At 60.3% G+C, this 23,460-nt stretch carries 18 protein-coding genes and 3 rRNA genes; 4 read left to right on the top strand and 17 right to left on the bottom strand.

Annotated features, from left to right (window positions below; genetic code table 11):
* Window positions 1-23: 23 nt before the first annotated feature.
* Complete coding sequence (locus tag LDN75_RS00825) at window positions 24-809, bottom strand: helix-turn-helix domain-containing protein (RefSeq protein WP_223935313.1); 786 nt, start codon at window positions 807-809, stop codon at window positions 24-26.
* Between the two features lie 73 nt (window positions 810-882).
* On the opposite strand from LDN75_RS00825, the gene LDN75_RS00820 reads away from it, so the two are divergent.
* Window positions 883-1,395, top strand: a complete 513-nt coding sequence (locus LDN75_RS00820) for a VOC family protein (RefSeq protein ID WP_223935312.1) — start codon at window positions 883-885, stop codon at window positions 1,393-1,395.
* Here LDN75_RS00820 and LDN75_RS00815 read toward each other — a convergent pair.
* The 13 genes from LDN75_RS00815 to lysS form a co-directional block, all read right to left on the bottom strand.
* Window positions 1,392-1,751 (bottom strand): VOC family protein, encoded by a 360-nt coding sequence (locus LDN75_RS00815; protein WP_223935311.1) that lies wholly within the window; start codon window positions 1,749-1,751, stop codon window positions 1,392-1,394. The two genes, LDN75_RS00820 and LDN75_RS00815, sit on opposite strands and share 4 nt — an antisense overlap.
* 4 nt (window positions 1,752-1,755) lie before the next feature.
* Window positions 1,756-2,016, bottom strand: a complete 261-nt coding sequence (locus LDN75_RS00810) for a DUF4235 domain-containing protein (RefSeq protein WP_223935310.1) — start codon at window positions 2,014-2,016, stop codon at window positions 1,756-1,758.
* A gap of 93 nt (window positions 2,017-2,109) precedes the next feature.
* Window positions 2,110-2,286: a CsbD family protein gene (locus LDN75_RS00805; protein WP_223935309.1), complete on the bottom strand. Its 177-nt coding sequence runs from the start codon at window positions 2,284-2,286 to the stop codon at window positions 2,110-2,112.
* Window positions 2,287-2,384: 98 nt separating this feature from the next.
* Window positions 2,385-3,074: a dihydroxyacetone kinase phosphoryl donor subunit DhaM gene (gene dhaM / locus LDN75_RS00800; RefSeq protein ID WP_223935308.1), complete on the bottom strand. Its 690-nt coding sequence runs from the start codon at window positions 3,072-3,074 to the stop codon at window positions 2,385-2,387.
* Window positions 3,071-3,730 carry a dihydroxyacetone kinase subunit DhaL gene (gene dhaL / locus LDN75_RS00795; RefSeq protein WP_223935307.1) on the bottom strand — a complete coding sequence of 220 codons (660 nt, stop codon included), beginning with the start codon at window positions 3,728-3,730 and terminating at the stop codon, window positions 3,071-3,073. The genes dhaM and dhaL overlap by 4 nt, the downstream gene beginning before the upstream one ends.
* A gap of 2 nt (window positions 3,731-3,732) precedes the next feature.
* Window positions 3,733-4,734, bottom strand: coding sequence for a dihydroxyacetone kinase subunit DhaK (dhaK, locus tag LDN75_RS00790; protein ID WP_223935306.1), 1,002 nt, complete (start codon window positions 4,732-4,734; stop codon window positions 3,733-3,735).
* A gap of 370 nt (window positions 4,735-5,104) precedes the next feature.
* Complete coding sequence (locus LDN75_RS00785) at window positions 5,105-6,580, bottom strand: FAD-binding oxidoreductase (RefSeq protein WP_223935305.1); 1,476 nt, start codon at window positions 6,578-6,580, stop codon at window positions 5,105-5,107.
* Between the two features lie 150 nt (window positions 6,581-6,730).
* Complete coding sequence (locus LDN75_RS00780) at window positions 6,731-7,240, bottom strand: amino-acid N-acetyltransferase (RefSeq protein ID WP_223935304.1); 510 nt, start codon at window positions 7,238-7,240, stop codon at window positions 6,731-6,733.
* Window positions 7,241-7,383: 143 nt separating this feature from the next.
* The gene (locus LDN75_RS00775; RefSeq protein ID WP_223935303.1) at window positions 7,384-9,492 is read right to left on the bottom strand and encodes an alpha/beta fold hydrolase; all 2,109 of its coding nucleotides are present in this window, start codon (window positions 9,490-9,492) and stop codon (window positions 7,384-7,386) included.
* Between the two features lie 154 nt (window positions 9,493-9,646).
* Window positions 9,647-12,139, bottom strand: coding sequence for an ATP-dependent Clp protease ATP-binding subunit (locus LDN75_RS00770; protein WP_216922749.1), 2,493 nt, complete (start codon window positions 12,137-12,139; stop codon window positions 9,647-9,649).
* 409 nt (window positions 12,140-12,548) lie between these two features.
* Window positions 12,549-12,875 carry an Lsr2 family protein gene (locus LDN75_RS00765; RefSeq protein ID WP_223935302.1) on the bottom strand — a complete coding sequence of 109 codons (327 nt, stop codon included), beginning with the start codon at window positions 12,873-12,875 and terminating at the stop codon, window positions 12,549-12,551.
* Window positions 12,876-13,003: 128 nt separating this feature from the next.
* Window positions 13,004-13,177 carry a hypothetical protein gene (locus LDN75_RS00760; RefSeq protein WP_223935301.1) on the bottom strand — a complete coding sequence of 58 codons (174 nt, stop codon included), beginning with the start codon at window positions 13,175-13,177 and terminating at the stop codon, window positions 13,004-13,006.
* A 2-nt stretch (window positions 13,178-13,179) separates the two neighbouring features.
* Window positions 13,180-14,709: a lysine--tRNA ligase gene (gene lysS, locus LDN75_RS00755; protein WP_223935300.1), complete on the bottom strand. Its 1,530-nt coding sequence runs from the start codon at window positions 14,707-14,709 to the stop codon at window positions 13,180-13,182.
* Between the two features lie 56 nt (window positions 14,710-14,765).
* Here lysS and LDN75_RS00750 point away from each other — a divergent pair, with 56 nt between their 5' ends.
* From LDN75_RS00750 to LDN75_RS00740, 3 genes are all read left to right on the top strand, one after another.
* On the top strand, window positions 14,766-15,656 hold the full coding sequence (locus LDN75_RS00750; protein WP_223935299.1) for an alpha/beta hydrolase: 891 nt from the start codon (window positions 14,766-14,768) through the stop codon (window positions 15,654-15,656).
* Window positions 15,657-15,665: 9 nt separating this feature from the next.
* Window positions 15,666-16,520 carry an alpha/beta hydrolase gene (locus LDN75_RS00745; RefSeq protein WP_223935298.1) on the top strand — a complete coding sequence of 285 codons (855 nt, stop codon included), beginning with the start codon at window positions 15,666-15,668 and terminating at the stop codon, window positions 16,518-16,520.
* 74 nt (window positions 16,521-16,594) lie between these two features.
* Window positions 16,595-17,428: an alpha/beta hydrolase gene (locus tag LDN75_RS00740; RefSeq protein WP_223935297.1), complete on the top strand. Its 834-nt coding sequence runs from the start codon at window positions 16,595-16,597 to the stop codon at window positions 17,426-17,428.
* A 113-nt stretch (window positions 17,429-17,541) separates the two neighbouring features.
* Here LDN75_RS00740 and rrf read toward each other — a convergent pair.
* The 3 genes from rrf to LDN75_RS00725 all read right to left on the bottom strand — a co-directional run bounded on the left by rrf (window position 17,542) and on the right by LDN75_RS00725 (window position 23,031).
* Window positions 17,542-17,658, bottom strand: a 5S ribosomal RNA gene (gene rrf, locus LDN75_RS00735).
* Between the two features lie 163 nt (window positions 17,659-17,821).
* Window positions 17,822-20,967, bottom strand: a 23S ribosomal RNA gene (locus tag LDN75_RS00730).
* Window positions 20,968-21,510: 543 nt separating this feature from the next.
* Window positions 21,511-23,031 (bottom strand): 16S ribosomal RNA (locus tag LDN75_RS00725).
* The 16S, 23S and 5S rRNA genes sit together here, the layout of an rRNA operon.
* Between the last annotated feature and the right edge of the window lie 429 nt (window positions 23,032-23,460).

The raw sequence follows: 23,460 nt of genomic DNA, 5'->3' as shown, positions 1-23,460 counted from the left end.
AACCTGCTGCTGCGGGAGCGCGGCTAACTGCCGACGGCACGCCGATAGGTGCTAGGCGTGAGCCCCAAAAACTTCTGGAAGTCGTTCGTGAGGTGTGCGTGGTCGGTGTACCCAAGCTCGGCGGCGATGTCCGCAAGATCAGCGGAAGGATCCAAACGTGCCTTCTCGGCGGCGTCCTGCAGGCGACGGCGACGGATCAGCGCAGACGGGCTGATCCCAATGTATTTCCTCGCAATTCGCTGGAGCGTCCGGCCCGAAACGGCAAGCCGGGCGGCGACGTCGTCAACCCGGGCCACCTCCGGATCGGACCCAATAATGTCCATCATCCGGTTCGCCAGCAAGGCTTCTTCGGAAGGTGAGTAGCCAAGGGCACCCAGCCACGACGCAAAGGCGTCCACTGCCCTCTCTCGCCGGGTGCCGCCGTCGGGGGCGTTCATGGCCCTGGCGACGGAACTCTGGAGGTCCCCCAACGGCAATGCAAGTTCGGCGTCGCGCAGGCTGCCGGGATCGTCAGTGAACACAGGAACCGCGGCCGGGCGCAGCAGCGCTCCCACTGCCCAACCCCGGCCATTCAAGTCGCGATAACCGGCACGGGTTGTAGGACCGGAATACACCACGTTATCCATCTGCACAACGAGGTTGGCTGCGGGGTTTGCGATCAGATGCTGCCGGGAGGTGCGGCCTGGTTCAATATCCCATTCGGGAATCCAGAACCACTGGACCAACTCCGCAACAGATTCCGGCGCCGCCAAACGGTTGAACGTGGGAAGTCGCGCGGGGTACAGAATGCCCTTGAACGAACCATCCATGAGGCCCCTCCCCAACAAAGTCTGTCGCGAATCTCCAAGCGCCGGGGACAGCCCGGCCCGTAGCGTCGTGGACATGACAGATACTACAAGCACAGAGCCAGCCACTGCCGCCCACGGCAAGTACACCACCCACGGAATTCCCAACGGCCTGACCAGCCTCACGCCGTTCCTTGCCATACCCAATGCCAAAGATGCGATCACGTTCTACACGGACGTTTTCGGCGCACGGCTGGTTGGCGCTACGGAGATGGGCGGAGTTGTGGTCCATGCCGAACTCGACCTTGGCAACGGCCACCTTCAGCTCGGCGAGCCAAACCAGGAATATCACTTGGTCCCGGCACCCGATGGCGATGATGACTGCTACTCCATGGGCTTCTACTGCCCGGACGCAGACGCACTTGTGCAACGGGCGGAACAAGCCGGGGCCACCATCCGCGAACCGCTCACCACGTTCGTCTCAGGGGATCGATATGCCAGCATCCGCGATCCTTTCGGCGTCCGCTGGTCCATCATGACCCGCGTGGAAGATCTCTCCGAAGAGGAAAGCAACCGGCGCGTTGAGGAGTGGGCGGCCCAGCAGGGTTAGGACAGGCACAGGCAGAACGGATGGCCGGCCGGATCAAGGAACACCCTAAAGGTGGTCCCCGGCTGGTGCTCCGCTTTGCTTGCACCGAGCGAAAGAGCCACTTCCTCGCCCTTGTCCAGGTCCTCCACCATCAGATCAAGATGCATCTGTTGAGGAACCGTTTGCCCCGGCCAGTCCGGCGCGTGATAGGACTCCACCTGTTGGAAGGCGATGCAGTTGTTCCCATCACTTGGACGGATCTCGAACCAATCAGTTTCGCCCTTGACATCCCAGCCCAGCAATTCGCCGTAAAAGGCAGCCAGGGCGGGGGCGTCCGGGCAATCGATAACAACACTGGGGAATCTTGCTACAGCCATTTTCCTAGACCTCGTCTGCCGTTTTCTTAAAGCGAGCCAGTGCACTCTTGGTTCCCCGTTGGGTGAGAACGTGAACCACCGCACCAACGCCCGCCGAAACCACGGCGAACACCAGTACTCCAGGCAAGGAATCGTTCAGGTTGGTTCCGTCCTTGGGGGCAGGCTTTCCTGTCTTCTTCTCCCAGAGCCCTTCAAGCGTCTTGTTTGCCAGCACACCAGCTCCGAGGCTGACTGCCAGACCGAACAATTTCACCAGCAAATTCACGAAGAATCCTCCATCTGATCGCACGGGGTATTCCCTATTAAACGCAAAAGCAAGGCGGGGCCGCTGCAAATTGCAGCGGCCCCGCCCGAATTCCTAGTCGTTCTTGAAGGCGTCCTTCACCTTCTCGCCGGCACCCTTGAGGTCGCTCTTGACCTGGTCGCCCTTGCCTTCGGCTTCCAGACGCTCGTTGTCGGTAAGCTTTCCGGCAGCTTCCTTGGCCTTGCCTGCGATCTTCTCGCCAGCGTTCTCCATCTTGTCGTCAGCACCCATGTCGCACCTCTTCCTAGTAGTGAACCTGTACCTCTACAACATCACTAATCAGCATACTTAGCAATATTTGGGCCGGCGCGGTTTGTTGAAGCTTGTGTTTACAGCTCCCCGAACCCCTCGCCTACCAGCCGCCCGACATACTGAACAGCCTTTGCTGCATCCTTGCCACGGGCCTGCACGCGCAAGGTTGCGCCCTGCCCTGCCGCGAGCGTCATCAGCGCCATCATGGACGTCCCGTCAACGTCGTTGATAGTCACCTCAGCGTCAAGGCCAGACAGTCCACCGGCTATCTTGGCCGCCGGCCGGGCGTGGATGCCCATGGGGTTAATCAGCTCAAAATCGCCGGTAGCATCTGGTTCGGGCGACGCGCTGGAAGCGGCCTTCGCGCCAGTAGCAGTGGAAGCCGCGGATCCAACAGCCTCCGCCGCCTTACGCACCTCCTCGACGCCGGCCCCGCCCTGAGCCGCGACAGCCGCAGCCACCAGCCCTTCAACCAGAGGCGCATCGGCAAGCAATATGGCGTCGGGATCGCTGGCGAATTCGATCGCGGATTCAGCAGTCATCACCGCCGAGCCCAAGTCCGTCAGCACCACCACGCCGTCGCCTCCCGCATCAATCAGTGACTGTTCGACGGCGGCCAGCACCTTCTCGAGGCTGGTACCGATCCGTTCGTCGTCAGTGCCCCCGGCGGCGACGAGTTCGACGTCGGGCGCCATCTGGGCTGCCAGCTCCACAGCGCCTTCAGCGATTTTGCTGCTGTGCGAGACAACCACAATCCCAACCGTCATGCGGCGTCGGTTCCCGTGTTTCCTGCGGAGCCGGCTGCAGCTGCTGCGGCGCGCATGAGCAAAGCCGTGGAAGCCGCACCTGGATCGCGATGCCCCGCGCTTCGCTCCCCCAGGTAGCTGGCGCGGCCTTTGCGGGCCACCAGCGGGTCAGTGGCCACGGCCCCCACTTCGGCCGCTTCGGCAGCAGCTTCCAGGACGGCGAGCACATCGCTGCCATTGGACGCGGCGTTCTGCGCCGCCTCCACTGCCGGCGTCCACGCGTCAATCATGGTCTTGTCGCCTGTCTCGGCTTTGCCGCGGGCCACCACGCCATCCCGGGCAGCCGCGAGCGCGGAAGCCAACGCATCGCCTTCGATGTCAGTCGAGTCGCCCAATGAAGTGGCGGCACGCAGATATGCCGTTCCATACAGCGGCCCGGCAGCTCCACCCACCTTGGACATCAGCGCCATCGCAGCAGCCTTCAGCGCAGCTCCCGGCGTCTCCGGTGGCGTCTCATCCAGCTTCTGCAGCACGGCTTGGAATCCACGGTCCATGTTCTCGCCGTGGTCCGAATCGCCGATTGCCCGGTCCAGCTCAATCAGCTCCGTTCGGTGTTCGGCCATGGCTTTCGCCGAGAGCTTCAGCCAGTCCACCGCCCAATCAACGCCCAGGCCCATGCTCACGCTCCCCAACGCAGGGCAGCCGTGTGGACTGGAGCATCCCACAACCGCACCATTTCGTCGTCGAGGCGCAGAACGGACACCGAGCAACCCTGCATTTCAAGGGACGTTACGTAGTTTCCCACCAGTGAGCGCTCCACAGATGCCCCACGCTCCGCGAGTACCTGGGCAGCCCTTCGGTAGACGATGTAGAGCTCGCTCTGCGGCGTGCCGCCCATGCCGTTGACGAACAGCAGCACCCTGTCTCCGGACGAGATGGCGAGATCTTCGAGCACTGGTTCCAGCAGACGGTCGGTAATCGCGTCAGCGCCTTCCATGGCCATCCTGTGGCGTCCGGGCTCGCCATGGATACCGATGCCGATCTCGATCTCGTCATCCGCCAGCTCGAAGCTCGGTGTACCCGCGTGCGGAACCGTGCAGCCAGAAAGCGCGACTCCCATGGTGCGCACGTTGGCCACCACCCGCTCGGCGATGGCGGCAACAGCCTCAAGACCGTCACCCCGCTCGGCGGCAGCACCCGCAATCTTCTCCACGAGGACAGTCCCAGCTACTCCACGGCGGCCCGCCGTGTACAACGAGTCCTCCACGGCGACATCGTCGTTTACCAGCACCGAACGTACGTGGACGCCTTCGGCCTGCGCCATCTCCGCCGCAGTCTCAAAGTTTAGGACGTCGCCTGTGTAGTTCTTGACGATATGCACGACGCCGGCCCCTGAGTCGACAGCGACCGTCGCCGGTATGATCTGGTCTGGCGTGGGCGAAGTAAAGACGGCACCGGGCACAGCGGCGTCGAGCATGCCGAGGCCGACGAAACCCGCGTGGAGTGGCTCGTGGCCGCTGCCGCCGCCGGATACCAAGGCAACCTTGCCCGCTATAGGTGCGCCTTTCCGGATAACGTATTTTGGCTCGGGATGGACGACCACGATGTCGGCATGGGCCATGCCGAAACCTTCAACGGACTCGTCCACAACGGCGCGTGGATCATTGATGAGCTTTTTCATGACGTGCTCCTGGGCGTGCGCTGGCTGGTGCTCTGACCCTACTACCGGGGCCCGGGCACACGGTAGGGGCCAGAGGGACAGGCCCAGGCGCCAAGGCCGTTAAAGGCCGGCAGGGACGGTCCCAAAGACCTGTCCCCGCCGGAATGACAACGCTATTTGTCGGGAAGCCCGGGCTCCGCGGCGGTGGCTGCAGGACTGATCTCCGCCTCGCTCCGGGCGTGGAAATCGAGCCAAAATGCTGAGTACAGGTCCGGGTTTGAGTGGGCTGTCCCCGGCCAGAAAGATTCGTTCGGCCAGGATCCGTGTGGGATGTCTATCTGGAAAGCTGAAAAGTCCGGAAACGTGACACGATCTTGCACGGTCCGCCCCCTCAACTGTTCAGCACTGCGTCGCCGCCGGAGGTGACGACGCCTTCGAGCAGCACGGTCTGATCCATAACCACCGGCTGTTCCGTGACGGGGAGCCCGACTACATGCCCAAAGCTGAACATGTTCTTCGGATCCAGCTCCGCCTTCGCCTTCTTGAGCCGCTCCCGCGCGCTGGGACCCCATGGCCGCTCTCTGTCTTCGGCATCCACAAAGTGCCCGTGAAGGTTTACAAATGTGCCTGCATTGGCAGCCGGCCGAAGGTCTGTGTGCACGGCCTCGAAGACTTTCGGCAGCATCTCAACAACAGGGGGCACAGCCATGGCACCCATGAAGAAGCTGAACGCCGCGTCACGGCCACCCACAATGTCCTCGCCCTCCGCGCTCTTGGCGAGGGCGCCGCCCAGCAGCCGAAGTTCGGCCAACAACACCGGGCTCTCGACGCCCGGACCAAAATGCCGCAGGATTGCCTCGGCGGCCTCCTCATCCAAGCGGTCGAGCAGGAAGCCATGCTCACGGACCGGGACCGGCTGGTCCGGATCCTGGTGGATGGTGTCGAACTGGCTTGCCTCCAGGGGCCCGGTGGCATCCATCATGAACGGTGCGCTCCGGCGCATGGGCTCAAGGAGATCCGCCGCAGTTGCCAGGTCGCCTTGGTAGGCGTAGCGGAGGTGGATTACAAACTTTCCCCGAAGCGGCTCCGGAATCATGTCCATCTCAGGAAGGCGCAAAAACGCCAACGACGCCGATGCCTCAACGGGGAGGGACGGCACCCATTCCCTGAACGCCCCCAAAACTTCCGGGGCGTGTTCGCCGTCGAAGTAAACGCCCCCGGCATAGAGATCGGCGGCGGGGAAGAGATGGAATTCCATGGCGGTCACAATGCCCAGGTTGCCCTTGCCGCCTCGAAGGAGGAAGAACAGCTCGGGGTTCTCGTCCTTGGTCACCCTTTGCTGGGTGCCGTCGGCTGTGACCAGCTCGAAAGCGATGGCATGATCCGAGGCGAAGCCATACTTACGGCCAAGGATCGGCAGGCCACCGCCCAGCGTGTAACCCACCACGCCTACGTCGGTGGTTGAACCACAGAGGCCCATCAAACCGAAGGTCGAAGCAAGTTCAACCACGGCCTTCCAGCGGACACCTGCCCCGACGCGGGCAGTCTTCTCAAGGGGGTCGATGCTGAGCTCAAGCATGCGGCGGGTACTGATGAGCAGCCCGCCTTCTATCGCGTTTGTTGCACCATGCCCCGTGGACTGGACGGCTACGGGCATTCCCCGTTCCGCCGCCCATCTGACCGCCGCCGAAACGTCCTCTGCATCGAGGGCCCCGAAGGCAAGGTCCGGCTGGTGTTGAGTAGAGAGGTTGAAGGCCGCTACCTCGGTTGCGAAGCCGGGATCGGCAGGCGTGAACACGGGACCGCGCACGCTGAGTTGGAGTTCTGAAACGCTTGAATTACCTGAAAACGACGCGTGGGACTGCATGATCTTCTCTCGATTGACCGATTGGCGGAAGCTCCCCAGCAAGCCTCCATCAGTTTATCCATCAACTTTAGATAAGAGAAGAGCGTTTAAATCACGCATAATCCGGGCAGGGTTAGTCTCCGTATCCGTCAGCTCTTGTTGCGGGTCTTCCTAGAGGTGCCGGATCATGCGGGTATTGCCCAGGGTATTCGGCTTTACCCGCGCCAGATCCAGGAACTCCGCCACGCCTTCATCATGCGAGCGCAGCAACTCCGAGTACACCTGCGGGTCCACGGCTGACTGATCCTCCATGACCTCGAAGCCGTGACGTTTGAAGAAGTCCACCTCAAACGTCAAGCAGAAGACGCGGCTGACACCGAGCTCCTTGGCTTTTTCCAAGAGATCCTCCACCAGCACGTGTCCCACGCCCCGGCCACGCCACGCGTCCGCTGCCGCCAAGGTGCGGATCTCTGCAAGGTCTTCCCACATGACGTGCAGGGCGCCGCAGCCAATCACGTCGCCGTCAAGGGATTCGGCAATCCGGAATTCCTGGAGGCTCTCGTAGTACGCCACAGTTTCCTTGGCCATCAGAATCCGCTGCTCCGCCAGTGGCGCCACCAACCTCTTAATCGCCGCCACATCGCTAGTGCGGGCAGGACGAAGGCTAAAGGTCGAATTCACTCCCCCATACTACGAGGCAAAGAGGTGCTGGGCGGCGCATGACGGACGCCACTGTCACGAGCGAAATGTCTGGGACATTTACGTAGCGTGCGTCTAAGCGAGGAACGAGCGAGCACGCGGTAAATGTCCCAGACATTTCGCGCTTAGAGCCCCAGCTCCTCCGGCAGGCCCACCTCCTCGCCCAGCACCTGCTTTGCCAGGAAGTGCTCCACCACTCCGTACCAAACCTTGGCGTGCTGCGGCTGCAGTACCCAGTGATTCTCGTCGGGGAAGTACAGGAACCGGTGCGGGCTCTGGCCGTTTTCATCCGCTGGCAGCTGCGACGAGGACAATAGTTCGTACCAAAGCCGCAGGCCTTCACCTATCGGGACGCGGTAGTCCTTGTCGCCATGGATCACCAGCATGGGCGTCTTGATGTTGCGTACATTCAGGTGCGGCGAGTTCTCCATCGCCATTTCCACGGTCATTTCCTTCAGCCAGTACTGTGCGGCATCCGTCGTGGGACCGAACTGGTCCAGCGCCCACAAACTGGCGTGGGTCACGATCGCCTTGAAGCGGTCAGTCTGGCCGGCCACCCAGTTGGCCATGTAGCCGCCGAAGGATCCGCCCATTGCCGCTGTACGCGACTCGTCGATATCCGCCCGCTCAACTACGGCATCGGTGATAGCCATGAGGTCCGAGAAGGGCTTCTTGCCCCATTCACCCCACCCACGCTGGATAAACTCCTGCCCGTAACCTGTGGAGAGCGCAGGGTCAGGCAGCAGCACGGCATAGCCTTTGGCAACCAGCAGCCACGGGTTCCAACGCCAGGTCCACGCGTTCCATGAGCCCAGCGGTCCACCGTGGATCCAGAGCAGGAGTGGAGCAGGGTTGTCACCGGATGCAGCTTCCGGGAGTGCCAGGTATGCCGGCACTCGAGAGCCGTCCTCCGCGGTCGTTTCCACGCGTTCGAGGTGCCCCTTGAATACAGGCCGTTCCGCCGGCGCGTTCAATCTGACCACATCCCCGGTGGAGAGCTCGATCCGCACAGCCTCAGCGGGAAACTCGTATGAGCTCCGGAGTGCGTACGCTGTGGTTCCGTCCGGCGAAACTACGACGTCGGAATATGCGGCGGCATCTTTCGTCACCCGCGTCATGCCACCGTCGGCGACGTCGATCCGGAAAACCGGCGACGCGCCGTCGTCGTCCGCTTTCACCAGGATGGCACTGCCATCCGGGAGCCAGGCCAAGGCAGTAGCCCAGCGGTCCCACTGGTGGGCGAGCGGCTCCAGGTCCGTTGTTTCGCTTCCTGATACGTCGAGCAGGTGCAACTTGACCTGCGGAGCCTGGGTTGGCGTGGTGTCACTCTCGCTCTCCACCACCAGAGTGCGGTTGTCCGGGCTGACAGGGCCCGGGAAATAGCTCATGCCTTCGCGGTCCAGAAGCACCTTGAGGGTCCCAGTGGCGACGTCGACGGCGGCAAGTACCTCACGGCTATCGGCTTTGGCGAGTGCTTTGGTGAGGCTCGTGTAAATGGTCTTCCCATCGGGGCTCACGACAGATTTGGCTTCCCGCAGGGATCCTCCGACGCCGGACGTCAGGTTCCGCAGCTTAAGACGGGCCGGGGCGTCAACGGTGGTTGGCTTGCCGGCTTCTTCCTCCTCGCCCGGCTCCACTACGAACAGGCGCGGCTCTGAAGGACCCAGGTCCGCATCCCAATAGCGGACAGGATAGCCACTATGCAGGATGGCGGATACTTTGATGTCTTTGCGGGCCTTGCGGCGTTTTTCGTCGTCCTCCTCATTGCTGGAGCCTGCCAAAACCTCGGCGTTGACGAAGATGGCGTCCGCATTCCTAGCGGCCATGACGGACCCGATACCTCCGGCGCGCGAGTGCACAACACGGGCCTCTCCCCCATCGGCGGGGAGCTGCCACAGCGCATTCACGGGATCGGCGTCAGGATCTGAATTGTCGGGATCGGGGCGGGAAGACGTGAAGTACAGATCGCCGTTGGCCGCAAAGGCGGCGCCAGCCTCTCCTTTGGAGCTCCGCGTAATCCGTCGGGCATGGCTTTGGCCGGTGGGATCGATTTCCCACAGCGCGTTGACGAACTCAGTGCCCTTGCCGTTCAGGGTTGAAACGGTTGTGACCAGGCGTTTGCCGTCGGGGCTCAGCGCCAGACCACTGACCCTGGGAATGCAGAGGTAGTGGTCGATGTCGTGAAAAGGGGTTTCAGGTCGCGTGCCCGGGGTTGGGGTCTCAGTCGAATCCATGCTCCGATTCAACACGTATTGTGCGCTTGATCACAGAGTAGTTCACTCACAGTGAAACACTACTTTCAGATATTCGCATTCGATTCGCTGGGCTTGGAAACGCCGAGGCCCCGCTCATTCCTTGCGGAATGGCGGGGCCTCAATGCTTGACACCTTACGCGGTAGGAGCAATCTCCGGGATTCGCGGCTTGGCGTTGCCTGCAAACGTGAACTTCGCGTCGTCGCCTTCGCCATCCACATCCACCACAACGATGTCACCGGAGTGCAACTCGCCGAAGAGGATCTTCTCGGAGAGTTGGTCCTCGATCTCCCGCTGGATGGTGCGGCGGAGGGGCCGGGCACCCATTGCTGGATCGTAACCACGAGTGGCCAGGAGAACCTTGGCTGCCGTGGTGAGCTCGATGCCCATGTCCTTGTCCTTGAGGCGGCGCTCCAGGCGGGTAACGAACATGTCCACGATCTCGATGATTTCGTCCTGGGTGAGCTGCGGGAACACCACGACGTCGTCAACACGGTTGAGGAACTCGGGGCGGAAGTGCTGCTTGAGCTCCTCCGTGACCCGGGCACGCATCCGGTTGTAACCGGTCTGGGTGTCCGTGCCGGACTGGAAGCCGGTTGCGACGCTCTTGGAGATATCGCGGGTACCCAGGTTGGTGGTCATGATGATCACGGTGTTCTTGAAGTCCACCACGCGGCCCTGGGAGTCGGTCAAGCGGCCATCTTCCAGGATCTGCAGGAGCGAGTTGAAGAGGTCCGCGTGGGCCTTCTCAACTTCGTCGAACAGGACCACGGAGAACGGACGGCGACGAACCTTCTCGGTCAGCTGGCCGCCTTCTTCGTAGCCGACATACCCCGGAGGTGCACCGAAGAGTCGCGAAACCGTGTGCTTCTCGGAGTACTCGGACATGTCCAGCGTGATGAGGGCGTCCTCTTCACCGAACAGGAACTCGGCAAGGGCCTTGGCGAGCTCGGTCTTGCCGACACCCGTAGGCCCGGCGAAGATGAACGAGCCACCCGGACGCTTGGGGTCCTTCAGGCCTGCACGTGTGCGGCGGATAGCCTGGGACAGGGCCTTGATGGCCTCGTCCTGGCCGACGACGCGCTTGTGCAGTTCGTCTTCCATCTTGAGGAGCCGCGAAGACTCTTCTTCGGTGAGCTTGAAGACGGGGATACCGGTGGAGTTCGCGAGAACCTCAGCGATCAGGTCTTCATCAACCTCGGAGATGTCATCCATGCCGCCGGACTTCCAGTTGCGTTCCTTCTCAGCGCGTTCGGCAATGAGCTTCTGCTCTTTGTCGCGCAGCGAAGCGGCACCCTCAAAGTCCTGGGCGTCGATGGCGGATTCCTTCTCCATCTTGACGTCGGCAATGCGCTCGTCCATGGCCTTGAGCTCCGGCGGAGCGGTCATGCGGCGGATACGCAGGCGCGCACCGGCTTCATCGATGAGGTCAATCGCCTTGTCCGGCAGGAAGCGGTCCGAAATGTAGCGTTCGGCCAGCTGCGCGGCTGAGGCGAGGGCGCCGTCGGTAATCGTTACGCGGTGGTGTGCCTCGTAGCGGTCCCGGAGGCCCTTTAGGATCTCGATCGCGTGGGCAACGGAAGGCTCCTTGACCTGGATCGGCTGGAACCGGCGTTCGAGCGCGGCATCCTTCTCAATGTGCTTGCGGTACTCATCCAGCGTGGTGGCACCAATAGTCTGGAGTTCACCACGGGCAAGCATCGGCTTCAGGATGGATGCAGCATCGATGGCGCCTTCAGCAGCACCTGCACCAACGAGGGTGTGGATCTCGTCGATGAAGAGGATGATGTCACCGCGCGTGCGGATCTCCTTGAGGACCTTCTTCAGGCGCTCCTCGAAGTCACCACGGTAACGCGAGCCGGCAACCAGCGAACCAAGGTCAAGCGTGTACAGCTGCTTGTCCTTGATGGTCTCCGGGACGTCGCCGCGGACAATCGCCTGGGCAAGGCCTTCGACGACGGCCGTCTTACCGACGCCGGGCTCACCGATCAGCACGGGGTTGTTCTTGGTGCGGCGGGAGAGGACCTGCATGACGCGTTCCATCTCCTGCTCGCGGCCGATCACGGGATCGAGCTTGTTCTCGCGTGCAGCCTGGGTGAGGTTGCGTCCGAACTGGTCCAGCACCACCGAACCTGCCGGGGTTCCCTCCGGCTGGCCCTGGCTGGAACCCGAACCGGCGGCTTCCTTGCCCTGGTAGCCGGAAAGCAGCTGGATGACCTGCTGGCGGACACGGTTAAGGTCCGCACCGAGCTTGACCAGCACCTGGGCAGCAACGCCTTCGCCCTCACGGATGAGGCCGAGCAGGATGTGCTCAGTTCCGATGTAATTGTGGCCGAGCTGCAGTGCTTCGCGGAGCGAAAGCTCAAGCACCTTCTTGGCGCGCGGCGTGAAGGGGATGTGCCCGGACGGAGCCTGCTGGCCCTGGCCGATGATCTCCTGCACCTGTTCGCGGACGCCATCGAGCGAAATGCTCAGGGACTCAAGCGCCTTTGCGGCAACGCCTTCACCCTCGTGGATCAGACCCAAGAGGATGTGCTCGGTACCAATGTAATTGTGATTGAGCATCCGTGCCTCTTCTTGGGCAAGGACAACCACGCGACGGGCACGGTCCGTAAATCTCTCAAACATTTCGCCACACTCCTAGCTACGACGTACTTTGATGCTACGTGCCGAAGCCCGACTTTTGGAGCGTGTTCGCCACAGGGGAAACATGACGCCCAGCGGAATAAACCTGGCACCCCCCTCGCTGCGAGGATGGCCGCCCGGGGAACGCCGTCCCGCCTGGACGCGGCGGCGCGCCAACGAGGTATTCAGCTTGTTCAGGGCACCGGCTGGTCGAGCAAACGCGGGCAAGTGGCCGACCCTCGCTTTGGGCTGTCCCAAAAGTCCCGGATAAACCCGGCTGTGGGTGCCGGAACGATTCACGGAATATTCCCAGGGGTGGTCCGGGCATGCCTCCGGAAGGCCAGCCAACAAACTATGGGCTTAAAAACCTAATGCCCCGGCAGTACCTGCCGGGGCATTGAAGGCGGGTGAATCAGGAATTGGCCTTCTGGTACGCTTCCTGAATTTCAGCCTGAATGCGTCCGCGACTGTTTACGGTGTAACCGTTGTCACGGGCCCATTGACGGATCTGCGCCGAATCCTGGTTTCTGGTGGCAGTTGCACGGCCACGTGTTGCACGGCCCGAGGAGGTCTTCCTGGCTTTGGCTACATAGGGCTCCAGTGCTTTGCGCAAGGAGTCTGCGTTAGCCGTGGACAAGTCCATCTCGTAGCTCACGCCGTCCAGCCCGAAGCGGACAGTTTCGTCCGCTGACCCTTCATCCAGGTCATCAACGAGGATGATTTTTACTTTCTGTGCCATGAGTAGCCTCTCTTTTGGAGGGTTGGATAATCAGAAATATGAGGGTTCCTATTCCTGATTATCGTTCACGCCGAGCATGCACGTCAAAGGCACATTTGGATTCCTGCTAAGGGCACCCAATTTGCAGGCTATTTAGCCGCCGGGCCCTCACCCTCGGGGCCGGAATTCCGCAAATTTGCCTCCGCCTGGGCACGGGCTTCTGCCTGCCGCTCGGATTTGTCCGCATTGAAGATGGACTTCATGGCAAACCAGAAGATCAATCCAACAACGACCGATGGCGCCAGGACTGCGATGTATTCCATGGTCAGTGTCCTTCGGGCTTCAGCAGGGGGAACAAAATGGTCTCGCGGATACCCGCGCCGGTGAACAACATGACCAGGCGATCAATGCCGAGCCCGATGCCACCCATGGGCGGGGCACCGTATTCAAGGGCGCGAAGGAAGTCTTCGTCCAGTTGCATGGCCTCCACGTCGCCTGCGGCAGAACGGCGTGACTGCTCAGTGAGCCGTTCGCGCTGGATAACGGGGTCGATGAGTTCGGAGAATGCCGTCCCGCGCTCCATGCCCCCAATGATCAGGTCCCATGCCTCGATGAGCCGGCCGTCTTCGCGATGCGGACGGGCGAGCGGTTGGGCGGACGGCGGGTAGTCGTACACGAACGTCGGGTTCAGCAGCGTGGGCTCCACGATCTCGCCAAAGAGCTCCACCACGATCTTCTCGGCTTCCCACTTGGGGTCAACCTTGACCTCGTGCTTGGCGGCGAGCGCCAGCAGCTCCTCCACCGTAGTGTCCGGAGTGACCTCCACGCCAACGGCTTCGGAAAGACCCGGGTACACCGATACCCAAGCCCATTCGCCGTCGAGGTTGATCTCGCCGGCGTCCGTCTGGATGGTACGGGTACCAACAACGTCCGCCACGTTCAGGATGATTTCCTTCATGCGCTCAGCCATGACGAACTGGTCCGCCCAGGCTTCGTAGCATTCCAGGGTGGTGAATTCGGGGCTGTGCGTGGAGTCCACGCCTTCGTTGCGGAAAACACGGCCCATGTCGTAAACGCGGTCGATGCCACCAACAACTGCGCGCTTAAGGAAGAGCTCGGTAGCGATGCGCAGGGTCATCTTCTGGTCGAACGCATTCATGTGCGTCTCGAACGGACGGGCCGTAGCACCACCATGGACCAGCTGCAGGATGGGAGTCTCCACCTCCACGTAACCGTGGCGGTCCAGGGTGTCGCGGACGGACCTCGTGATGGCGGCGCGCTTATAGACCATCTCCCGGGCTTCGTCACGGACCATGAGGTCCACGTAGCGCTGACGAACACGGGTTTCCTCGTTCAGCTCTGCGTGCAGGACCGGGAGCGGGCGCAGGGCCTTGGAGGCCATGGACCACGAATCTGCCATGACGGAGAGCTCACCACGACGGGAGGAAATGACCTCACCCTTGATGAACACGTGGTCGCCAAGGTCAACCAGGGCCTTCCAATCGGCCAACGCTTCCTCGCCCACATTGGCCAGGCTCAGCATTGCCTGGAGGCGGACGCCCTTGCCGTCAACGCCACCTTCCTGGAGGGTGGCGAAGCAGAGCTTGCCCGTGTTGCGAACGAACACGACCCGGCCCGTGACGCCCACGATGTCACCGGTGGTCTCGTCGGCTTCCAGGTGTGCATACTTTTCGCGGATCTCACTCAAGGAATGCGTCCGCTCAACGCCCACAGGATAGGCCTCCGTGCCGCGTTCGATCAGCTTGGCGCGCTTGTCCATGCGGATACGCATTTGCTCGCTGGCGTCGACGGGCTCTGCGGAGGTGTTCAGGGCTGGGGTGTTTGCGGAAGTCACAGTCCTTAAGTTTACCGTTGATTACGGGCCTCTACGTCCGGACATAGACTCGGGCTGTGGAGACGTGGACAGTTGAAACGGACGACGGCGGCGGGCAGCTTGAGGTGCACTCCTTCCGGCCCGTTTCCGGTGCATCAATTCCGGGGTCCAAGGCACCTGCTGAACCGTCCGGCGTCGTCGTGATCCATGGCACTTTGGTGACCGATTCCCTTTACTGGCCCTTCGCGCGGACGTTGAGCCTCATGCTGGGACGACCGGTTCATTGCTACAACCGTCGCGGACGCGGCCATTCGGCGCCGCAACCGCCCGGATACTCCGCCGACACCGAGATTGCCGACCTTCAGTCAGTGATGCGCAGGACAGGTTCAACGGACGTCGTGGCGCACAGCTATGGGGGTTTCGTGGCGCTTCAGGCAGCGCGCAGCACGAAGATCCACCGCTTGGTCACCTATGATGCCGCTGTCTCGTTATCCGGAAATCTGCATGGCCGGTGGCGTCCGGAACTGGAAGCGGCGGTCACCGCCGGCCAACTGGATCACGCGTGGGCCCATCTGGTGCAGGGTTTGGGAACCGCCGGTCCCATCTCGTACCTGCCCATGGGGGCCTTGCGGATGTTGAGCATCCTCTCAGCACAGACGCGGCTGGGCCTGGAAATGCGCTCCCTGTTGCCCACCGCCGTCGCCGAGATGCGCGCGGTCCTCGACGCCGACACACACCTTCAAGACTTCACTTCGCTCGTGACTCCGACACTTATGCTTAGTGGTGGTTGGAGTCCGTCCTACTTCGCCGAAACCGGCCGCATCCTCGCTGGAGCCGTTCCGGCCATCGACTTCGCCATTGTTCCCCTGCAGTTCCATGAGGGTCCTTTGCGACCCGGCAGGCGGCTTGCAGCCCGAATCGCCCGCTTCCTTTCAGGAGGGCCCGTACCCACAGCCAGCGCGTCCTAGGATGAACCGGTGAGGGAACGCGACATCAAAACGCACGACGGCGGCAACCTGGCCCTGTACAGCTACGGCACGGAAGACGCACCCGGGGAGCGCCGCGTGGTCCTGATCGGCGGCGCGTTCCTCACCGCCCTCATCTACCGGCCCTTTTCCATCGCCCTCGCCAAGGGCCTCGGTGACGGGTGGGCAGTGGACGTCTACGATCGCAGGGGCCGCGGCAAGTCCAGTGACCAACCACATAACTACTCCATGGCCACGGAAATTGCGGACGTGCGCACCATCATGGATGCCACCAATGCGAGGAACATCCTCGGCCACAGCTTGGGTGGATCGGTGGCCCTCAACGCTGCTCAGGCGTTCGCCGGTACACCCCACCAACCGGATAGGCTCGCCGTTTACGATGCCGCCGTGAATATCGACGGAAGCATGGATACCAACTGGATGGCCGGTTTCGAGGACTCCGTGAACAAAGGCAATATCAACGTTGCAATGGCCAGGATGAAGCGGGGAATGCATCCCGGAAGTGCCCTGGCCCGGATCCCTGAACCAGTACTGGTGGGCCTCATGGCGGTGGTTTCGCGGACCAAGGTCAACACGATGTTCCGTGAGCTCATGCCATCGGGGGTCGGAGAACTCAAGGCCGCATTTGACGCGTCGGAAACTCCGCGCGATTTCTCCGTCCTACCTCGCAACACCCACTTCATGGTGGGCAAGAAGAGCCCGCAGTACTACAAGGTGACCGCAGCACGTTTGCACGCGGCTGTTCCCGGAAGCACCCTCGAGATATCGCCAAAGGGCTTCCATGGTTCGGTTCCCGCGGCTGTCTCGGAACTCGTCACGGACATTTCTGACTACTTCAAGACCTGACAGGTATGGGCCCGTTGTCCACATAAAGGGTGGGCGTGCTGCAAGCTTTCAGGTGGCTCGGTTAGGCTCAAGACATGACGCGCGAGATCATCACCACAGCGGACGGCGGACACCTCGAAGTACTGACCACTGGCGGTGACCTGGCAGCGGCGGGGTCCGGCGTTGTGGTTGTGCCTGCCTCAATGGTGACAGCCTCTGATTACACACGTTTCGCGCAGAAACTAAGCGAGTCCCTTGGCCGGCCTGTCCACACTTTCAACCGCCGCGGACGCGGTCAATCGTCTCCCCAGGCCGAGGACTATACCCTCGAAGCCGACATCCGGGACCTCGATTCGGTCATGAAACACACCTCCAGCACGGACGTGTTCGGGCACAGCTTTGGCGGCGCAGTGGCGCTGCATGCAGCACGGACGTTGCCCGTGGAGCGACTCGCTGTTTACGATCCCGCTGTCTCGGTCAACCACAGCGTCAAGGCTGACTGGACGCCGGACTATGAACGCGCGACGGCGGCAGGAGACTACGATCGTGGCCTCGCCGTACTCATCAAGGGAGTAGAGACAGGTGGCGCCTTTGCGCGCATGCCCCTGTCCATGTTGACGCTGGCTACGAAGCTGACCGCCGGAACACCCATGGGCAAGCAGATGCGGGAGCTCATGACCTGTGGTGTCCGCGAAATCAAAGCCGTGATTGCTGCCGACATGCCCGCCGAGCCGTTCCTTGAACTGCCCCTTGAAACGCTGATCGTTGTGGGGGAGAAAAGCCCCGCATACTTCGGCGTCGCATGCGGCCAAATCCACGACGTCCTGTCCGGTTCGAGCTACACAATCCTCCCCGGATTTGGGCACGACGGTCCTAACAAGGCGCCGGACAAGCTCATCGCGGAGTTGTCTGGGTTCTTCTCAGGCTAGGGATTTCCCACAACTGCCTCGGCCTCTCAAGGGGAGGCTGACGCGGTTTGGTGGGTTTGAATGTGGGAGACCCCCCGACCTGGTGTGGGTTGGGGGGTCTCGACCTAATGTGTGTCCGGCGGTGTCCTACTCTCCCACACCCTCCCGGGTGCAGTACCATCGGCGCTGTGGGTCTTAGCTTCCGGGTTCGGAATGGGACCGGGCGTTTCCCCCACGCTATGACCGCCGTAACCTTGTTACCCGTCCCCCGCCTTTTTTGCCGGTTGGTGCCGGTTGGGGGGTGGGAAGTTTTGTGGTTACAACATTGTGGTGTTGTTATTTAGTTGTGTTTGTTCCTGGAGCAACGGTGTTGTTGTTCGGGAACCACATAGTGGACGCGTGCAGTGTTTGTGTGTGGTGTAAGTTGTTGGCCTATTAGTACCGGTCAGCTTCACGAGTCTTTGGTCCTCGCTTCCACATCCGGCCTATCAACCCAGTGGTCTGGCTGGGGGCCTCTCACACAAATTGTGTATGGAAATCTCATCTTGAAGCGAGCTTCCCGCTTAGATGCTTTCAGCGGTTATCCCATCCGAACGTAGCTAATCAGCGGTGCACTTGGCAGTACAACTGACACACCAGAGGTTCGTCCGTCCCGGTCCTCTCGTACTAAGGACAGCCCTTCTCAAATTTCCTGCGCGCGCAGCGGATAGGGACCGAACTGTCTCACGACGTTCTAAACCCAGCTCGCGTACCGCTTTAATGGGCGAACAGCCCAACCCTTGGGACCTACTCCAGCCCCAGGATGCGACGAGCCGACATCGAGGTGCCAAACCATGCCGTCGATATGGACTCTTGGGCAAGATCAGCCTGTTATCCCCGAGGTACCTTTTATCCGTTGAGCGACGGCCATTCCACAATGTACCGCCGGATCACTAGTCCCGACTTTCGTCCCTGCTTGAGATGTCTCTCTCACAGTCAAGCTCCCTTGTGCACTTACACTCGACACCTGATTGCCAACCAGGCTGAGGGAACCTTTGGGCGCCTCCGTTACTTTTTAGGAGGCAACCGCCCCAGTTAAACTACCCATCAGGCACTGTCCCTGACCCGGATCACGGGCCGAAGTTAGATGTCCAAAGTGACCAGAGTGGTATTTCAACGATGACTCCACCCGAACTGGCGTCCGGGTTTCAACGTCTCCCACCTATCCTACACAAGCCACTCCGAACACCAATACCAAACTATAGTAAAGGTCTCGGGGTCTTTCCGTCCTGCTGCGCGTAACGAGCATCTTTACTCGTACTGCAATTTCGCCGAGTTTATGGTTGAGACAGCGGGGAAGTCGTTACTCCATTCGTGCAGGTCGGAACTTACCCGACAAGGAATTTCGCTACCTTAGGATGGTTATAGTTACCACCGCCGTTTACTGGGGCTTAAATTCTCAGCTTCGCCACACAAGGTGGCTAACCGGTCCTCTTAACCTTCCAGCACCGGGCAGGAGTCAGTCCGTATACATCGTCTTGCGACTTCGCACGGACCTGTGTTTTTAGTAAACAGTCGCTTCCCCCTGGTCTCTGCGGCCCACACCCGCTCCACAGAGCAAGTCTGTATCACGGGGCAGGCCCCCCTTCTCCCGAAGTTACGGGGGCATTTTGCCGAGTTCCTTAACCATAATTCTCTCGATCGCCTTGGTATTCTCTACCTGATCACCTGTGTCGGTTTGGGGTACGGGCGGCTAAAACCTCGCGTCGATGCTTTTCTTGGCAGCATAGGATCACCGGATCCCCCCTTACGGGAGTCCCATCAGATCTCAGGATCGTGCTCGAAACACACAGGAACGGATTTGCCTATCCCTGACCCTACATCCTTGGACCGGGGCAACCATCGCCCGGCCCGGCTACCTTCCTGCGTCACACCTGTTAATACGCTTACCTCCCGGGATCAGGTCCCGCGCTCGGCCAAAACCCACACACCACAAGGGTGATAGGGCAGGCTCCGGGCGGTTAGTATCCCCCGCTTGGCATGGGCGGTTTTTCGCCGGTACGGGAATATCAACCCGTTGTCCATCGACTACGCCTGTCGGCCTCGCCTTAGGTCCCGACTTACCCAGGGCAGATTAGCTTGACCCTGGAACCCTTGATCATTCGGCGGACGGGTTTCTCACCCGTCTTTCGCTACTCATGCCTGCATTCTCACTCGTGTAGGCTCCACCGCTGGTTTCCACCGCGACTTCACTGCCCACACGACGCTCCCCTACCACTCCACACCCCTGAACCACGAAGGCTAGGGCAATGTGTGAAATCCACAACTTCGGCGGTGTACTTGAGCCCCGCTACATTGTCGGCGCGGAATCACTTGACCAGTGAGCTATTACGCACTCTTTCAAGGATGGCTGCTTCTAAGCCAACCTCCTGGTTGTCTTCGCAACTCCACATCCTTTCCCACTTAGCACACGCTTAGGGGCCTTAGTTGGTGGTCTGGGCTGTTTCCCTCTCGACTATGAAGCTTATCCCCCACAGTCTCACTGCTGCGCTCTCACTTACCGGCATTCGGAGTTTGGCTGACGTCAGTAACCTTGTAGGGCCCATCGGCCATCCAGTAGCTCTACCTCCGGCAAGAAACACGCAACGCTGCACCTAAATGCATTTCGGGGAGAACCAGCTATCACGGAGTTTGATTGGCCTTTCACCCCTACCCACAGCTCATCCCCTCCATTTTCAACTGAAGTGGGTTCGGTCCTCCACGACGTCTTACCGTCGCTTCAACCTGGCCATGGGTAGATCACTCCGCTTCGGGTCTAGATCACGCCACTACACTCGCCCTGTTCAGACTCGCTTTCGCTACGGCTACCCCACACGGGTTAACCTCGCGACGTAACACTAACTCGCAGGCTCATTCTTCAAAAGGCACGCCGTCACCAGAATCAGACTGGCTCCGACGGATTGTAAGCACACGGTTTCAGGTACTGTTTCACTCCCCTCCCGGGGTACTTTTCACCTTTCCCTCACGGTACTGGTCCGCTATCGGTCATTAGGAAGTATTTAGGCTTATCAGGTGGTCCTGACAGATTCGCACGGGATTTCTCGGGCCCCGTGCTACTTGGGATCCTCTCCAGGCGGTACACAACATTACGGTTACGGGGCTCACACCCTCTCTGGCCGGCCTTTCAAGACCGTTCACCTATGCCTGCACTACACACCCCACCAGTCCGGCAGAACCAGTACGGAAAGTCCCACAACCCCGCCCATGCAACGCCCGCCGGCTATCACACATGGAAACGGTTTAGCCTGATCCGCGTTCGCTCGCCACTACTAACGGAATCACTCTTGTTTTCTCTTCCTGCGGGTACTGAGATGTTTCACTTCCCCGCGTTCCCCCCACGCACCCTATGTGTTCAGATGCGGGTCACACAATCACCTTGCAGCGTTGTGCGGGGTTTCCCCATTCGGACATCCTGGGATCAACGCTCGGTTATCAACTCCCCCAGGCTTATCGCAGATTCCTACGTCCTTCTTCGGCTCCTAATGCCAAGGCATCCACCGTGTGCCCTTAAAAACTTGACCACACAAGATCAATAAACTTACTCGAGAGAACCATGCGCCACTTGGGCCCAAGGTTCATTCATAAGAAATTGCTGTAAGAACACACACACACGTGTGTGTGTCCTAGATGCTCGCGTCCACTATGTAGTTCTCAAACAACAACCCCATCAACCAGACCCCCGGACACCACAACCCACAACACGGGGCTGATAACAGTGACCGGCAATACCGGAAGCAGGAACAAGAAGAAACACCAGAACTGTGCCCCCCTGCATTGCTGCAAAAAGGTCCTGTTGCCTCAGGACCCAACAGTGCGCCAAACACAACCCACACAATCCACGCCCCGGCACGTTCCTGACAACACCCCACCACCACAAAAGCAGAAAAGGCGTTGCCGTACTGGCACCAGGACACAACCGGTAAAGGCCATGCCAAAAAACTTTGATTCGTTGATATTCCACCCATGAGCACCCACCGCAGAACAGACGCCTGCGCAATGGGCAACACTGACAACCACCACGCACCCGCATACACGGACACCAGCAGTTGTTAGCAGCTCCTTAGAAAGGAGGTGATCCAGCCGCACCTTCCGGTACGGCTACCTTGTTACGACTTAGTCCCAATCGCCGGTCCCACCTTCGACGGCTCCCCCCACAAGGGTTAGGCCACCGGCTTCGGGTGTTACCAACTTTCGTGACTTGACGGGCGGTGTGTACAAGGCCCGGGAACGTATTCACCGCAGCGTTGCTGATCTGCGATTACTAGCGACTCCGACTTCATGGGGTCGAGTTGCAGACCCCAATCCGAACTGAGACCGGCTTTTTGGGATTAGCTCCACCTCACAGTATCGCAACCCTTTGTACCGGCCATTGTAGCATGCGTGAAGCCCAAGACATAAGGGGCATGATGATTTGACGTCGTCCCCACCTTCCTCCGAGTTGACCCCGGCAGTCTCCTATGAGTCCCCGGCCGAACCGCTGGCAACATAGAACGAGGGTTGCGCTCGTTGCGGGACTTAACCCAACATCTCACGACACGAGCTGACGACAACCATGCACCACCTGTAAACCGACCGCAAGCGGGGCACCTGTTTCCAGGTCTTTCCGGTTCATGTCAAGCCTTGGTAAGGTTCTTCGCGTTGCATCGAATTAATCCGCATGCTCCGCCGCTTGTGCGGGCCCCCGTCAATTCCTTTGAGTTTTAGCCTTGCGGCCGTACTCCCCAGGCGGGGCACTTAATGCGTTAGCTACGGCGCGGAAAACGTGGAATGTCCCCCACACCTAGTGCCCAACGTTTACGGCATGGACTACCAGGGTATCTAATCCTGTTCGCTCCCCATGCTTTCGCTCCTCAGCGTCAGTTACAGCCCAGAGACCTGCCTTCGCCATCGGTGTTCCTCCTGATATCTGCGCATTTCACCGCTACACCAGGAATTCCAGTCTCCCCTACTGCACTCTAGTCTGCCCGTACCCACTGCAGAACCGGAGTTGAGCCCCGGTCTTTCACAGCAGACGCGACAAACCGCCTACGAGCTCTTTACGCCCAATAATTCCGGATAACGCTTGCGCCCTACGTATTACCGCGGCTGCTGGCACGTAGTTAGCCGGCGCTTCTTCTGCAGGTACCGTCACTTTCGCTTCTTCCCTACTGAAAGAGGTTTACAACCCGAAGGCCGTCATCCCTCACGCGGCGTCGCTGCATCAGGCTTTCGCCCATTGTGCAATATTCCCCACTGCTGCCTCCCGTAGGAGTCTGGGCCGTGTCTCAGTCCCAGTGTGGCCGGTCACCCTCTCAGGCCGGCTACCCGTCGTCGCCTTGGTAGGCCATTACCCCACCAACAAGCTGATAGGCCGCGAGTCCATCCAAAACCACAAAAGCTTTCCACCCCCCACCATGCGATGAGGAGTCATATCCGGTATTAGACCCAGTTTCCCAGGCTTATCCCAGAGTCAAGGGCAGGTTACTCACGTGTTACTCACCCGTTCGCCACTAATCCCCCCAGCAAGCTGGAGATCATCGTTCGACTTGCATGTGTTAAGCACGCCGCCAGCGTTCATCCTGAGCCAGGATCAAACTCTCCGTTGAAAACAAAAAAAATCAAACAGACACAACCACACCCACCGGAAATAACGACGGACCATGGCTGCACAAAATTCGAAACCAGCTGAAAACCAGACCACCACACACGGGGGTGCGCAGCAATCCGGCCATAATTTCAACCAATCAATAAAACAATCGGCATCAACAAACTTGGCACACTATTGAGTTCTCAAACAACAGACCCCCCAAAACATCACCCCGCACAGCGCACCACAAAAGCAGCGCACCCAACAAGGCCATTGGAAAAGAAGAGTTATTTTTGGCCGCCTACCGAACCGTACACACCTTCCGGCTTTCCGTTTCGCACCCGGCGACTCAGAAAACAATACACGCCCCACAACCCCAACGCAAATCCACCCCAACAACCACCAAACACACCCCCCAAACCCCGCCAGCCGGCCGTCGTCGACCACT

This window comes from Arthrobacter sp. StoSoilB5, assembly GCF_019977235.1.
Lineage (GTDB): Bacteria > Actinomycetota > Actinomycetes > Actinomycetales > Micrococcaceae > Arthrobacter.
The sequence above is the reverse complement of the archived record's forward strand: the minus strand, read 5'-3'. Positions and strand labels throughout refer to the sequence as shown.